At 69.7% G+C, this 13,730-nt stretch carries 11 protein-coding genes and 1 tRNA gene; 9 read left to right on the top strand and 3 right to left on the bottom strand.

Translation table 11 applies throughout. The features are described 5' to 3' along the window. Both ACIQTP_RS15965 and ACIQTP_RS15970 read left to right on the top strand, forming a co-directional pair. On the top strand, nt 1-681 hold the full coding sequence (locus ACIQTP_RS15965) for an AIM24 family protein (RefSeq protein ID WP_402035550.1): 681 nt from the start codon (nt 1-3) through the stop codon (nt 679-681). A gap of 16 nt (nt 682-697) precedes the next feature. Then, complete coding sequence (locus tag ACIQTP_RS15970; RefSeq protein WP_060900241.1) at nt 698-1,453, top strand: AIM24 family protein; 756 nt, start codon at nt 698-700, stop codon at nt 1,451-1,453. A 128-nt stretch (nt 1,454-1,581) separates the two neighbouring features. Here ACIQTP_RS15970 and ACIQTP_RS15975 read toward each other — a convergent pair whose 3' ends face one another. Together ACIQTP_RS15975 and ACIQTP_RS15980 are read right to left on the bottom strand one after the other, a co-directional pair. After that, the gene (locus ACIQTP_RS15975; RefSeq protein WP_403400221.1) at nt 1,582-2,109 is read right to left on the bottom strand and encodes an NUDIX hydrolase; all 528 of its coding nucleotides are present in this window, start codon (nt 2,107-2,109) and stop codon (nt 1,582-1,584) included. After that, nucleotides 2,106-3,560 carry a zinc-dependent metalloprotease gene (locus tag ACIQTP_RS15980; RefSeq protein ID WP_403400224.1) on the bottom strand — a complete coding sequence of 485 codons (1,455 nt, stop codon included), beginning with the start codon at nt 3,558-3,560 and terminating at the stop codon, nt 2,106-2,108. Before ACIQTP_RS15980 ends, ACIQTP_RS15975 begins: the two co-directional genes overlap by 4 nt. A 191-nt stretch (nt 3,561-3,751) precedes the next feature. On the opposite strand from ACIQTP_RS15980, the gene ACIQTP_RS15985 reads away from it, so the two are divergent. The 4 genes from ACIQTP_RS15985 (at nt 3,752) to ACIQTP_RS16000 (ending at nt 7,485) form a co-directional block, all read left to right on the top strand. Then, on the top strand, nt 3,752-4,867 hold the full coding sequence (locus ACIQTP_RS15985; RefSeq protein WP_319746509.1) for an SDR family oxidoreductase: 1,116 nt from the start codon (nt 3,752-3,754) through the stop codon (nt 4,865-4,867). Between the two features lie 617 nt (nt 4,868-5,484). Beyond that, nucleotides 5,485-5,946 (top strand): molybdenum cofactor biosynthesis protein MoaE, encoded by a 462-nt coding sequence (locus tag ACIQTP_RS15990; RefSeq protein ID WP_101400548.1) that lies wholly within the window; start codon nt 5,485-5,487, stop codon nt 5,944-5,946. 150 nt (nt 5,947-6,096) lie between these two features. Further along, nucleotides 6,097-6,303, top strand: a complete 207-nt coding sequence (locus ACIQTP_RS15995) for a hypothetical protein (RefSeq protein ID WP_403400482.1) — start codon at nt 6,097-6,099, stop codon at nt 6,301-6,303. 84 nt (nt 6,304-6,387) lie between these two features. Next, a complete protein-coding gene (locus ACIQTP_RS16000) occupies nt 6,388-7,485 on the top strand; it encodes a PDZ domain-containing protein (RefSeq protein ID WP_403400227.1) in 1,098 nt (365 codons plus the stop codon). A gap of 93 nt (nt 7,486-7,578) precedes the next feature. Here ACIQTP_RS16000 and ACIQTP_RS16005 read toward each other — a convergent pair whose 3' ends face one another. Next, complete coding sequence (locus ACIQTP_RS16005) at nt 7,579-8,121, bottom strand: PPA1309 family protein (RefSeq protein ID WP_101400551.1); 543 nt, start codon at nt 8,119-8,121, stop codon at nt 7,579-7,581. A gap of 163 nt (nt 8,122-8,284) precedes the next feature. Here ACIQTP_RS16005 and ACIQTP_RS16010 point away from each other — a divergent pair, with 163 nt between their 5' ends. The 3 genes from ACIQTP_RS16010 to ACIQTP_RS16020 all read left to right on the top strand — a co-directional run bounded on the left by ACIQTP_RS16010 (nt 8,285) and on the right by ACIQTP_RS16020 (nt 13,526). Continuing rightward, a complete protein-coding gene (locus ACIQTP_RS16010) occupies nt 8,285-11,278 on the top strand; it encodes a UPF0182 family protein (RefSeq protein WP_403400463.1) in 2,994 nt (997 codons plus the stop codon). Nucleotides 11,279-11,363: 85 nt separating this feature from the next. Then, nucleotides 11,364-11,437 (top strand) — tRNA-Met (locus ACIQTP_RS16015). Between the two features lie 265 nt (nt 11,438-11,702). Next, complete coding sequence (locus tag ACIQTP_RS16020; protein WP_403400230.1) at nt 11,703-13,526, top strand: sel1 repeat family protein; 1,824 nt, start codon at nt 11,703-11,705, stop codon at nt 13,524-13,526. Nucleotides 13,527-13,730 lie beyond the last annotated feature (204 nt).

The following is a 13,730-nucleotide window of genomic DNA, read 5'->3' on the forward strand; positions in this document are numbered from 1 at the left end:
ATGAACCAGCCACTCTCGGGCTTCGCCCCGGCACCTGTCACCGCCCGCATGGAGAACCACGGCAACCACATGCTGAAGGTCGCCATGCAGACCGGAAACGACCTCTTCGCACGCGTGGGCTCGATGGTCGCCTACGAAGGGTTCGTCCAGTACGAGCCCAACCCGCCCGCCGTACGCCAGATCGCGCGGGACTGGATGACCGGTGAGGGCGCGCCCCTCATGAAGTGCACCGGCGACGGCCTGCTCTACCTGGCCGACTACGGGGCGAACGTCGTCGTCATCAACCTCAACGGGGACGCGATCTCCGTCAACGCCACCAACCTGCTCGCTTTCGACGCCCACCTCCAGTGGGGCGTCGAGCGGGTGAAGGGGCTCGCCAAGTTCGCCGGACAGGGCCTGTGGAACACCAAGATCTCCGGTCAGGGCTGGGTCGCGCTGACCTCGCGCGGCAAGCCGATCGTGGTCGACTGCGGCGGCGGTGAGGACGAGACGTACGTCGACCCGGACGCGCTCGTCGCTTGGTCCCCGAACCTCAAGGTCAAGGGCAAGCGCAGCTTCAAGGCCCAGTCGCTGATCGGACGCGGCAGCGGCGAGGCGTACCAGATGGCGTTCTCCGGACAGGGCATCGTCGTCGTCCAGCCCAGCGAGGACAGCACCGACCGCCTCCGGATCCGGGGCTGAGGGGGAGCACCACATCATGCAGAGCCCGCTTTTCGGCTACAACGAGCAGCAGACCCAGGAGCGCTACAGCCTCCAGAACTCGCAGATGCTGCGAGTCGTCATGGAGGGGCACGACGACATCCTGGCCCGCAAGGGCACGATGGTCGCGTACCAGGGGCTCGTGGAGTTCGACGCCGAGTACCAGAACAACAGCCAGCACCGCGCGCGTGCGTACACCGGTGAGGGTCTCGACCTGATGCGGTGCCACGGGCAGGGGACGGTCTATCTGGCCAATCTCGCCCAGCACGTGCACGTGGTCGATGTGGAGCAGGACGGGCTGACCGTCGACAGCAGCTATGTCCTGGCGATGGACTCCTCGCTGCACCACGAGGTCATCGCCGTGGACAGCCAGTACGGCATCTCCGGCTCCGGCAAGTACCAGCTCAACATCACCGGCCGTGGCAAGGTCGCCCTGATGACCTCGGGCATGCCGCTGATGATGCAGGTCACGCCGGACAAGTACGTCAACTGTGACGCCGACGCGATCGTCGCCTGGTCCACCGGCCTGCGTGTCCAGATGCAGGCCCAGACGCACTCCTCCGGGGTGTGGCGGCGGCGGGGCAACACCGGTGAGGGCTGGGAGCTCAGCTTCCTGGGCCAGGGCTTCGCGCTCGTCCAGCCCAGCGAACTGCTGCCGCCGCAGAACGCGGTGATCGGCCAGGGGCTGCGCGCCCAGTACGGGATGGGGCAGCAGGGGGCCCGGGCGCAGAACCAGGGCAACGTCTGGAGCTGACCGGCCGACGGTCGGTTGATCGGCCGGAACCATGGTCGGTTGATCGGCCGGCGGTCAGTTGACCGGGTGACGGTCCGGGAAACAAACGTAAGGGGCGACCGCCAGGGCGGACGCCCCTTACACGTGCCTCAGGCCGAGAGGCGGGCGCGGGTTGCTTCCAGGAGCCGTACGACCGAGGCGTCCGCCACGTCCGTGACCTCCTCGTAGGGGAACCAGCGCAGGTCCAGGGACTCGTCGCTGATCGCCGCCACGGCGTCGGCCGGGGCGAGCGCGGCGTACTGGACGTCCAGGTGCCAGTTGCACGGTGCCGGGATGGCGTGCCGGTCCAGGGTCACGGGGCCGCCCGGCAGCAGGATCAGACCCTCGATGCCCGACTCCTCGGTCGCCTCGCGCAGTGCGGCCCCCGCCAGCGTCGGATCGCCCGGCTCGCAGTGGCCGCCCATCTGCAGCCACATCTGTAGCTTGCGGTGCAGCGTCAGCAGGACACGGCCGCCGTCCGGGTCGATGACCAGCGCGCTCGCCGTGACATGCCCCGCCGTGCAGGCCTTCCACAGGCCGTCGGGGTGCTCGGACAGATGGTCCAGATAGACCTGGCGCAGCTCTTCCTGGTCCTCGTACCGCTTCAGTACGAGGACGGCGTCGTCGTGAAGGGTCACTCGGTGCCGTCGCCCTTGTCGTCGTCCTTTTCGTCGCCCTTGTCGTCGTTCTTGGGAGCGTCGTCCTTCTTCAGGTTCGGCTTCTCGGCGGAGCCGCTCGCCGCCTCGCCGAGCATCTTGTCGAGCTCGGAGAAGTCCAGCTGCTCACGGTGCACGAAACCGTCCGGGTCGTCGAGGTCGGACGCGGTCGGCAGCATGTCCGGGTGGGCCCACAGGCCGTCGCGGCCATCGACACCGCGCGCGTCGGTGAGCGAGGCCCACAGGCGCGAGGCGTCCCGCAGCCGACGCGGGCGCAGCTCCAGACCGATCAGAGTGGCGAACGTCTGCTCGGCGGGACCGCCCGTGGCGCGGCGCCGGCGCAGCGTCTCGCGCAGCGCGTCCGCGGAGGAGAGACGCGGCTTCGCGGCCGCGTGCACGACCGCGTCCACCCAGCCCTCTACGAGGGCGAGCGCCGTCTCCAGACGGGCCAGCGCGGCCTTCTGCTCCGGCGTGTCCTCCGGCTGGAACATGCCCTGCTGGAGAGCGTCCTGCAGCTGCTCGGGGTTCTGCGGGTCGAGCTGGCCGACCACGTCCTCCAGCTTGGCCGTGTCGACCTTGATCCCCCGCGCGTAGCCCTCGACCGCGCCGAACAGGTGCGAGCGCAGCCACGGCACGTGCGAGAAGAGACGCTGGTGGGCGGCCTCGCGCAGGGCGAGGTAGAGCCGCACCTCCTCCAGGGGGATGCCCAGGTCCTTGCCGAACGACGCGATGTTCAGCGGCAGCAGCGCGGCCTTGCCGGCCGGGCCGAGCGGCAGGCCGATGTCGGAGGAGCCGACGACCTCGCCCGCGAGCACGCCGACGGCCTGCCCGATCTGCGTACCGAACATGGCGCCGCCCATGGAGCGCATCATGCCGATGAGCGGGCCCGCCATGGCCTGCATCTCCTCCGGCAGGACATCGCCCATCGCCGCGCCGACCCGCTCGGCGACCGGGTCGACGAGCTCCTTCCACACCGGCAGGGTCGCCTCGACCCACTCCGCGCGGCTCCAGGCCACGGCGGAAGCGGCGCCGGACGGCAGGGACGTCGCATCATCCAGCCACAGGTCGGCCAGGCGCACGGCATCCTGAACCGCGGTGCGCTCGGCGGGACCGACGCTCGCGTCCTTGGTGCCGTCAGAAGTGCCCTGGGAGACCGTCTGGCGGGCGATCTGCTTGGCCATGTCCCAATTCACCGGACCGCCCTCGTACGAGAGCATCTGGCCCAGCTGCTGGAACGCGGCCCCCAGATCGTTGGGGTTCATGGAACCGAACATCGCTGCGAGCGGATTGTCGGCGCCGGGGCCCCCGGCTCCGGGCGGCCCGAAACCGAACGGTCCCTGTCCACCGCCGCTCTGCTGGTCCTTCTTCTTGCCCTCGTCGCCGTTCTCCGGCTCCTCCGGCGGAAGGCCGAATCCGAATGGGGTGTCACTCACGGGATTCCTCGGCTGGTAAGGCCGCCGGTTCGTTCCGACGGCGACTGCCCGACAACACCACCCAGCGTAGACACCCGAACCCGATCGGGCCTCGGTGCTTCGCCGACTCTTGGCCTGCGGCAGGATGGATGCCACCTGGTAGGGACGCGTCACGCGCGTCCGTTACTGAAGACAACCGCTGGAGACGCCCGGTGAGTTCCCCAGATCCACAGGTTCGCGCAGCGCGAAACCACTCAACCAGCCCGCCCTTGCGCGGGCCCGTCGTCGCGGTCACCGGCGCCGCGTCCGGCGTGGGCGCGATGCTGACCGAGCGGCTTGCCGCCAGCGAGGAGATCAAGCAGGTCATCGCCATCGACGAGCGTCGCGGCGAGTGCGAGGGCGCCCAGTGGCAGATCCTCGACGTCCGGGACCCGGCGATCGCCGAGAAGCTGCGCGGCGCGGACGTCGTGGTGCATCTCGCGCTCGACCTCGACCTGGAGACGGACGCGGCGGCGCGCACGGCGTACAACGTCCGGGGGACGCAGACCGTGCTGACGGCCGCCGCCGCGGCCGGGGTGCACCGGGTGGTGCTGTGCACCTCCGCGATGGTCTACGGGGCGCTGCCCGACAACGAACTGCCCCTCTCCGAAGACGCCGAACTGCGGGCGACCGCCGAGGCCACGGGGGTCGGGGACCTGCTGGAGATCGAGCGGCTCGCCCGGCGGGCGCCGCGCGCGCATCCGGGGCTCAATGTCACCGTCGTACGGCCGGGGGTCCTGGTCGGTGGTGGTACCGACACCGCGCTGACCAGGTACTTCGAGTCTCCTCGGCTCCTTGTGGTGGCGGGGTCACGGCCTGCCTGGCAGTTCTGCCACATCGAGGATCTGTGCAGTGCTCTGGAGTACGCCGTCCTGGAGAAGGTGGAGGGGGAACTGGCCGTCGGGTGCGACGGGTGGCTGGAGCAGGAGGAGGTCGAGGAGCTCAGCGGGATCCGGCGGATGGAGTTGCCGTCGGCCGTCGCGCTGGGGGCCGCCGCGCGACTTCACCGGATTGGGCTCACTCCTTCGCCCGCCGGGGATCTGGCGTACACGATGTACCCCTGGGTGGTGAGTGGGAGTCGGATGCATGACGCCGGGTGGCGGCCGCAGTGGACCAACGAGGAGGTTCTCGCGGAGCTGCTGGAGGAGGTTGCCGGGCGGCACACCGTGGCTGGGCGGCGGCTGGGGCGGAAGGATGCGACGGCGGCGGGGGCTGCGGGGGCGACGGTTGCTCTTCTGGGTACGGCCGCGTTGGTTCGGCGGGCTCGGAAGGCTCGGCGGCGGATCTGAGTCTTGGGGGGCGTTCGGGTGCGGGTGCGTCGTGGCTGGCGACCGGTGTGCCGCCCCCGCCGCCCCTACCCGTCCCATCCCCGGAGGCTCCGCCCCCGGACCCCCGGCGTGGCTGCGCCCCTGCACCCCGGCGTGGCTGCGCCCCCTGGACTTCGGCGGGGCTGTGCCCCCGGCCCTCTGGCGGGGCTCTGCCCCGGACCCCGGCGGGGCTCTGCCCCCCGCGCCGCCCCCCGTGGGGGTGTGCGTCTGGACTCTGGCGTGGCTGCGCCCCTGCACCCTGGAGGAGTTCTGCCTCTGCACCCTGGCGGGGCTGCGGCCCCTGGACTTCGGCGGGGCTGTGCCCCCGGCCCTGTGGCGGGGCTCTGCCCCGGACCCCGGCAGGGCTCCGCCCTGGACCCCGGCGGGGCTTCGCCCCTGCATCCCGGCGGGGCTGCACCTCTGGCCCCGGCGGGGCCGTGCCTCCCGCTCCCTCACGGGGCTTGGCGTCCCGGTGGCGGGCTGAGCGGGCTTGTTCTCGATGTGGGCTCGTTGTCTGTAGGAGGCTCCAAAAGGTCACGCGTGTGTGCGGGGTGAAAGGCGTATTTCGTGGGTGCCGTGGGGTGCGGCACGATGGGGCTATGGCACCTACCTTTGAGCATCCGGGTGAGTTGGGCGCGCAGGATCCGATTCGGCTGTTGGCGATTCGGGACGAGCCGCTCTCCTTGGACGAGGTCTTCCGGGCCGTCGGGGACGACGCCGCCGGGGGGACCGCGCTCTTCGTGGGGACCGTGCGCAATCACGACGGGGGTGCCGACGTCGAGGGGCTCGGGTATTCGTGTCATCCCAGCGCGGAGGCCGAGATGCGGCGGATCGCCGAGAAGGTGGTCGCCGAGTATCCGGTGCGGGCGCTGGCCGCCGTGCACCGGGTCGGTGACCTGGCCGTCGGTGATCTCGCGGTGATCGTCGCCGTGTCGTGTCCGCACCGCGGGGAGGCCTTCGAGGCGTGTCGCAAGCTGATCGACGACCTCAAGCACGAGGTGCCCATCTGGAAGCACCAGAAGTTCTCCGACGGCACGGAGGAGTGGGTCGGAGCCTGTTGAGGGAGTCGGCCGGACGTGTGAGTCCGGCCTCACCGAGTTCTCACCCTTGCTCCGGTTGCGTAACCGACCCCCTGGTATGAGCGTTAGCAAGGCAGATGGTTAATCTGCTGATCAGTCAGTTGCGGTCGCTCGTGGGGTTGGGAGGTCGGCATGGCGTCGCTCGCCTGGTTGCTGATTCCGCTTTTGGCTGCGATCGGTGCTGGACTGTGGGGCAGTTGGGCCGGCCGGAACCGCAAGACGGCGGGAGACGGGGTCGAGCTCGAGGGGTACGCGCGCTTCCGCGCGGCCATGGAGCGCTCCGAGGCCGTCATGGTGCGGCCCGGTGGCGGAGAGAAGCCGCACTCGGACGGGGTCTGAGGCCGGGGCCCCGCTGAGGCCGCCCGGGCCCCGTACGGACGGCCCCGACAGTGCGCTGACAGCACCGTCCCGTACTGTCGTGGCATGCCACGCCGCACCGCGACGATGCTCGCCTCCACCCTGATCCTGATCGCGCTCCTGTGCGCGGGAGTGTTCATCAAAGTGCCGTACTCGGAGATGTCACCGGGGCCGACGGTGAACACGCTGGGCGAGCACGACGGCGAGCCGGTGCTGCAGATCTCCGGGCGCAAGACGTACCCGGCCACCGGGCACCTGAACATGACCACTGTCCGGGTCACCAGCGCCGACTACAACATGAACCTTGTAGAGGCCGTCTACGGGTGGCTCGCGCATGACAACAAGGTCGTGCCGCATGACACGCTCTACCCGGACGGCAAGACCGAGCAGCAGTCGACGCAGGAGAACGCCGAGGAGTTCAGCCAGTCCCAGGAGAGCGCCAAGGTGGCGGCTCTGAAGGAGCTGGGCATCCCGGTGAGGTCCTGGGTGATCGTGTCGACCGTCGTCAAGGGCTCCCCGGCCGAGGGGCGGCTGCACGCCGGTGACGTGATCAAGAACGTCGACGGTACGGCCGTCAAGGCGCCCGACGACGTCGCCAAGCTGGTCACCAAGCACAAGCCAGGCGAGAAGGTCGTCTTCACGGTGGTGCCCGCCAAGGAGCAGGCCGCCGCCGAGAAGGCGGGCAAGACGGCCACCGCGACCACGGACGTGACCATCACCACGGCGAGGTCCAGCGACAGCGGCGCGTCCCGCGCCATCGTCGGCATCTCGGCCGGGACCGATCACACCTTCCCGTTCAGCATCGACATCAAGCTCGCCGACGTCGGCGGTCCGAGCGCCGGGCTGATGTTCGCGCTGGGCATCGTGGACAAATTGACGCCGGGTGACCTCACCGGCGGCAAGTTCGTGGCCGGCACCGGCACCATCGACGACAGCGGAACCGTCGGTCCGATCGGCGGCATCGAGCTGAAGACGATCGGAGCACGCGAGAAGGGCGCCCAGTACTTCCTGACGCCCAAGGACAACTGCGCGGCCGCCGCCAAGGACACCCCCGAGGGGCTCACCCTCGTCAAGGTCAACACCATCGACGACGCGATGAACGCCCTGAAGGACATCAGCTCCGGCAAGACCGCCGACCTGCCGAAGTGCACCACCAAGGGCTGACGGACCGACCGGCGGCGGCACACATGGGCCGTACGGCGTGATGGGGGCGCCCCCGGAAGTCCGGGGGCGCCCCCATCCACGTACACCGGGACGTCAGTCCGCGAACGTCGCGGACAGCGCCTCCGCCAGGCCCGGCACCAGGCCCGCGCCCGTGAGGACCTCGGTCGGCGCGTCCTTCTCGCGCAGACGCAGTGCCGAGTCGCGGGTGCCGTCGCGCAGGACGCCGACCGTCATACGGACCTCCTGGCGGTCCGGGTGCTCGGCGACCCACTTCGCGAGCTTCTTGTCGCTCAGGCCCTCCGGGACGGAGGCCTCCGCGGACGGCGGCAGCATCAGCCGCTCCACGGTGAGCGCGCAGCCGACCACGGCGTCGGGCCAGGCGATGGTGCCGAGGAACTCGTCCAGCGGCTTGTCGGCAGGGATCTCGTCCTGCTCGATGGGGGTGAGACCGGTGGTCTCGGGCTCGTCCTGCAGGCCGAGCTGGGCCGCGAGGCCGGGCTCCTGGGTCCGTAGTCGCGCGGTGTCTACGAGGGCGAAGAGGCGAGCGGGCTGGTCCCAGCCGAGGCCGGAGGCGTACTCGTCGATCTCGAGTACGGCCCGGGTGAGCGGGCTCGCTGCCATGGGAGTGTTGGACATGGTCACAATCCTGCCTCGTTCGTACCCGGATCCGGGAACCGAGTAAAGCGTGAGTAAGTTGCATAGATGAGGCTCCACGATCACGGAGCCTGACGGATGGTCCGCTTCTCGGGGACCTGACGGATCAACAGCGAACTTCGAGGTGCGCACCTTGGCTTTCCAGATGCCGGACCGCGGCGGAGGCCCGACGGGGCCACGGATCAGAGTGGGCCGACCGTCCCGGCGTGTCCGGACCCTGCTCATGACACTGGGCGTGCTGGCCGTGCTGGCCATGGCGTTCGTCATGTTCGCGGGGTTCTGGACGGACTGGCTCTGGTACCGGTCGGTTCACTACTCGTCCGTCTTCACGACCACCCTGTGGACCAAGATCGGGCTCTTCTTCGTCTTCGGCCTGATCATGGCGGCCTCGGTCGGCGTGAACATCTGGCTGGCGCACCGGCTGCGACCGCCGCTGAGCGCGATGTCGATGGAGCAGCAGAGCCTCGACCGGTACCGGATGGGGATCGCACCCTACAAGAGGTGGCTGCTGCTCGGCATCACCTCCCTGGTGGGGCTGATCGCCGGCGCGTCGGCGTCGGGCCAGTGGCGTACGTGGCTGATGTGGGTGAACGGGGTCCCCTTCCACCAGAAGGACCCCCAGTTCCACCTCGACGTCTCCTTCTATGCCTTCGACCTGCCCTGGTACCGCTTCCTGCTGGGCTTCGGCTTCGCCGCCGCCGTGCTCTCGCTGATCGCCGCCGCGCTCACGCACTACCTCTACGGAGGGCTCAGGATCACCTCCCCGGGCGCGCGCGCGACGGCCGCGGCGACCGGGCACCTGTCGGTGCTGCTGGGCATCTTCGTCGCCCTGAAGGCGGTCGCCTACTGGCTCGACCGCTACGGACTCGCCGTGAAGTCCAGCGACTTCAAGGCGACCGGCAACTGGACGGGTCTCAGGTACGTCGACGCCAACGCGTATCTGCCCGCCAAGACGATCCTGTTCTGCATCGCCGTCATCTGCGCCCTGCTGTTCTTCGCCACTCTGTGGCGACGCACCTGGCAGCTGCCCGTCATCGGCTTCGGCCTGATGGTCCTCTCGGCGATCCTCATCGGCGGCCTCTACCCGGCGATCGTGCAGAAGTTCCAGGTCCAGCCGAACGAGCAGGCCAAGGAAGCGCCGTACGTCGAGAAGAACCTGAAGGCGACCCGCGAGGCCTACGGCATCGACGGCACCCAGGTCTCGGAGTACGCGGGCAAGAGCGACACCAAGGACAAGACCAAGCAGCGCGCCGACGCCGACACCACGGCGAGCATCCGTCTGCTGGACCCGAACATCGTCTCGCCGACGTTCCAGCAGTTGCAGCAGATGAAGAACTACTACGCGTTCCCGACCAATCTGGACGTCGACCGGTACAGCAAGGACGGCAAGGACCAGGACACGGTCATCGGACTGCGCGAGCTGAACCTGAACGGCATTCCGAAGAACAACTGGATCAACGACCACTTCCGCTACACGCACGGATACGGCGTGGTGGCCGCCAAGGGCACCACGGCGACCTCCGGTGGCCGGCCCGTCTTCACCGAGTCCGACCTGCCGTCCAAGGGCGACCTGGGGACGTACGAGCAGCGGGTCTACTACGGCGAGAAGACCACGCAGTACTCGATCGTCGGCGGTCCCCAGAAGGAGATCGACTACTCCGACGACAGTGGTGAGAAGACCAACAGTTACAAGGGCAAGAGCGGGGTCAGCCTCTCCAGCCCGGTCAACCGTGCCGCGTACGCCGTGGCGTTCGGCGAGCCGCAGATCCTCTACTCGGGCGCGATCGGCGAGGGTTCCCGGATCCTCTACAACCGCACCCCCAAGGACCGCGTCGAGGCGGTGGCCCCCTGGCTGACCATCGACGGCGACGCCTACCCGGCCGTGGTCGACGGCAAGATCCAGTGGATCGTCGACGCCTACACCACGACCAACGGCTACCCGTACGCCTCCCGCACCACCCTCGGTGACACGACGGCGGACTCACTCACCGCGACCAACAACCAGCGCGCGGTGGTGGCCCAGCAGAACCAGGTCAACTACATCCGCAACTCGGTGAAGGCGACCGTCGACGCGTACACCGGCGAGGTCAAGCTCTACCAGTGGGACACCAAGGACCCGGTCCTCAAGACCTGGATGAAGGCGTTCCCGAACACGGTGAAGCCGAAGACGGCCATCTCGCAGTCGCTCATGGACCATCTGCGGTACCCGCAGGACCTGTTCAAGGTCCAGCGCGAACTGCTCACCCGCTACCACGTGAAGGACGCCCAGACGTTCCTCAGCGGCAGCGAGGTGTGGCAGGTCCCGGACGATCCGACCAACAAGTCGGGCAACGCGGTGCCGCCGTACTACCTGAGCATGCAGATGCCCGACCAGAAGGCGCAGACGTTCTCGCTGACGACGACGTTCACTCCGAACGGCCGGGACAACCTGAGCGCCTTCATGTCGGTCGACTCCGAGGCGGGCACCAGTGACTACGGCAAGATCAGAATCCTGAAACTGCCGACCAGCGAACCCGTCGACGGGCCCAAACAGGTCCAGAGCCAGTTCAACTCCCAACAGGACATCGCCGAGTCGATCAGACTTCTGAAGGGTGGGGACTCGGAAGTCGAGTACGGCAATCTGCTGACGGTTCCGCTCGACGGAGGACTGCTCTACGTGGAGCCCGTCTACGTACGTGGTGGCGACCTCAAGTACCCCTTGTTGCGCAAGGTGTTGGTGACCTATGGAGGCAACACCGCCTTCGAGGACACGCTCGACCAGGCGCTCAACAAGATCTTCGGGACGGACAGTACGACCAGTCCACCGGCAGACACGGGGAACACCCCACCGCCGACCTCGAGCAACCCGACGGTCCAACAGGCGCTCACCGACGCCCAGAAGGCCTTCGAACAGGGCCAGGACGCCCTCAAGAAGGGCGACTGGACGGCGTACGGGCAGGCGCAGAAGGACCTTCAGGACGCGCTGAAGCGGGCCGAGGACGCTCAGACCAAGGCCGACAAGAGCGCCACTGGTGGCAGCGGCGGCAGCAAGAGCAACGACAAGGGCGGCAGCCCGAGCAGTAGTCCGAGCGGTAGTCCGAGCCCGAGCGGCAGTCCGAGCCCCAGTGGCAGCAGTAGCCCCAGCGGCGGTACGGGTTAGGGCCTGTCCGGCGGCTGGTCCGGTTTACGGATCAGCCGCTGGTCAGAGGCCACCTCGGCGCCGTGGTACGGTTGCAACACAACGGCGCGGGGTGGAGCAGCTCGGTAGCTCGCTGGGCTCATAACCCAGAGGTCGCAGGTTCAAATCCTGTCCCCGCTACTGAAAAGCGAAGGCCCGGATCCTCACAGGATCCGGGCCTTCGCTGTGTGCGCACACGTGTACCGCACCCGTATGACGACCTGAGCGGGACGCGCGCGCGGGGTGCGTGCGGCCACCATGGGCGACGCGCCGAAGGCTGCGCCATCCGTGGGGAGTTGGGAGATCTGTGTTTGACTTGTCTCTCTGTGGGCATGTCGACAAAACGCTGTAGTGACCTCACTGACTGCGGTATACCAGGTGTACCCAGGTTGCAGGTGGTGCGACGATGGACGTTATGGGGGACAAGGCAACTCTGTTGGAGACAGGGCGTTTTGTGCAGCCTTCAGACCGGGACGAAACCGGCGAGGCTGCCGAGGAAGCACGTCAGCGGCTCGCCGCCGAGGCCGGCGACGTCGAGGCGATGAGTGTCCTCGGAGCGATGCTGCTGCGCCGTGGTGATCTCGACGGAGCCGAGCCTCAGTTGCGCGCTGCCACCGCCGCCGGTGACCGCGCCGCCGCCAACAACCTTGGCGTCCTCCTGCACCAGCGCGGGTATGCGGACGAGGCCGCCGGGTGGTGGCGCATCGCCGCCGTCGCCGGGTCCGCGGCCGCCGCGCACGCGCTCGGGCGCTATCACCGGGAGCGGGGGGACGAGCCTGCCGCCGAGTACTGGCTGCGCCAGTCCGCCGAGCAGGGGCATGCCCTCGGGGCGTACGCGCTCGCCGATCTGCTGGAGCACCGCAGTGACGTCGGCGCCGAGCAGTGGATGCGGGCGGCGGCCGAGCGGGGGCACCGCGAGGCCGCGTACCGGCTCGCGCGCACGCTCGACCGCAAGGCCGCGGACGCGGGCGAGGGCAGGAGCGACAACGGTGTCATCGGGGTCATAGGAGCCGCCGGTGAAGAGGCCGAGCAGTGGTACCGGCAGGCCGCCGCGCGGGGGCACCGGAGGGCCGCGCTGCACCTCGGGGCGATCCTGGAGAAGCGGGGGCACCTCAAGGAGGCGGGGCGCTGGTACCTGACGTCCGCCAAGGACGGAGAGGCGCGGGCCGCCTGCGCGCTCGGGTTCCTGCTGCGGGACGCGGGGGACACGGAGAGCGCCGCCGTGTGGTGGCTGCGGGCCGCGCAGGACGGGGACGGGAACGCCGCGAACGCGCTCGGGGCGCTGCACGCCGAGCGCGGCGAGACGCAGACCGCGGAGCGGTGGTACCGGGCCGCCATGGACGCCGGTGATGTGAACGGCGCGTACAACCTCGGTCTGCTCTGCGCCGAGCAGGGGCGGACCGCGCAGGCCGAGCAGTGGTACCGGCGGGCCGCGTACGCCGGGCACCGTGAGGCCGCGAACGCGCTGGCGATCCTGTTGCTTCAGGTCGGGGACTCGGCCGGGGCCGAGCCGTGGTTCTCCAAGGCCGCGGAGGCCGGGAGTGTGGATGCCGCGTTCAACCTCGGGATCCTGCATGCCGGGCGAGGGGGCGAGGACGACGAGGAGGCGGCGCTGCGGTGGTACGAGCGGGCTGCTTCCGCCGGGCACACCGAGGCGGCGCTGCAGGTCGGTATCGCGCGGCTGCGGGACGGGGACGAGCTGGAGGCGGAGCGGCATCTGAGGTCCGCGGCGGGGGGCGGTAGCGCGGAGGCCGCGTACCGGCTGGCCGCCGTGCTCGACGCTCGGCGGCCGCCGGCACCCGCGCATGAGCTCGGGGAGCCGGCGCAGGAGAAGAGTGAGTGCGAGGAGTGGTACGAGCGGGCTGCCTCCCTGGGGCATCGGCGGGCGCAGGTGCGGGTCGGGATGCTCGCCGCGGCTCGGGGTGATGTGGTGGAGGCGGCTCGGTGGTACCGGTCGGCCGCGGAGGCCGGGTCTCGGAACGGGGCCTTCAACCTGGGGCTGCTGTTGGCTCGGGAGGGGAGTGAGCCGGAGGCCGCGTTGTGGTGGACCCGGGCGGCGGATGCGGGGCATGGGCGGGCGGCGCTTCGGCTTGCGCTCGTGTATGCGCGGCGGGGGGAGTTGGCGGAGGGGCAGCGGTGGGCTGATCGGGCGGTTGCGCTGGGGCCTGCGGAGGTGGCTGAGCGGGCGGCGCGGTTGCGGGATGCATTGCGGCAGGAGTTGTCTGCGTGAGGGTGTGTGGCGGTGGGTGGGGGCTGGCGTTGCGTTTTCCTCGCCCCCGCCGCCCCTACCCGACCCATCCCCGGGGCTCCGCCCCGACCCCCACCAGGGGCTGCGCCCCTGCGCCCCAGCGGGGCTGCGCCCCTGCGCCCCAGCGGGGCTGCGCCCCTGCGCCCCAGCGGGGCTGCGCCCCTGCGCCCCAGCGGGGCTGCGCCG

Source organism: Streptomyces sp. NPDC090798 (assembly GCF_044768965.1).
GTDB lineage: Bacteria > Actinomycetota > Actinomycetes > Streptomycetales > Streptomycetaceae > Streptomyces.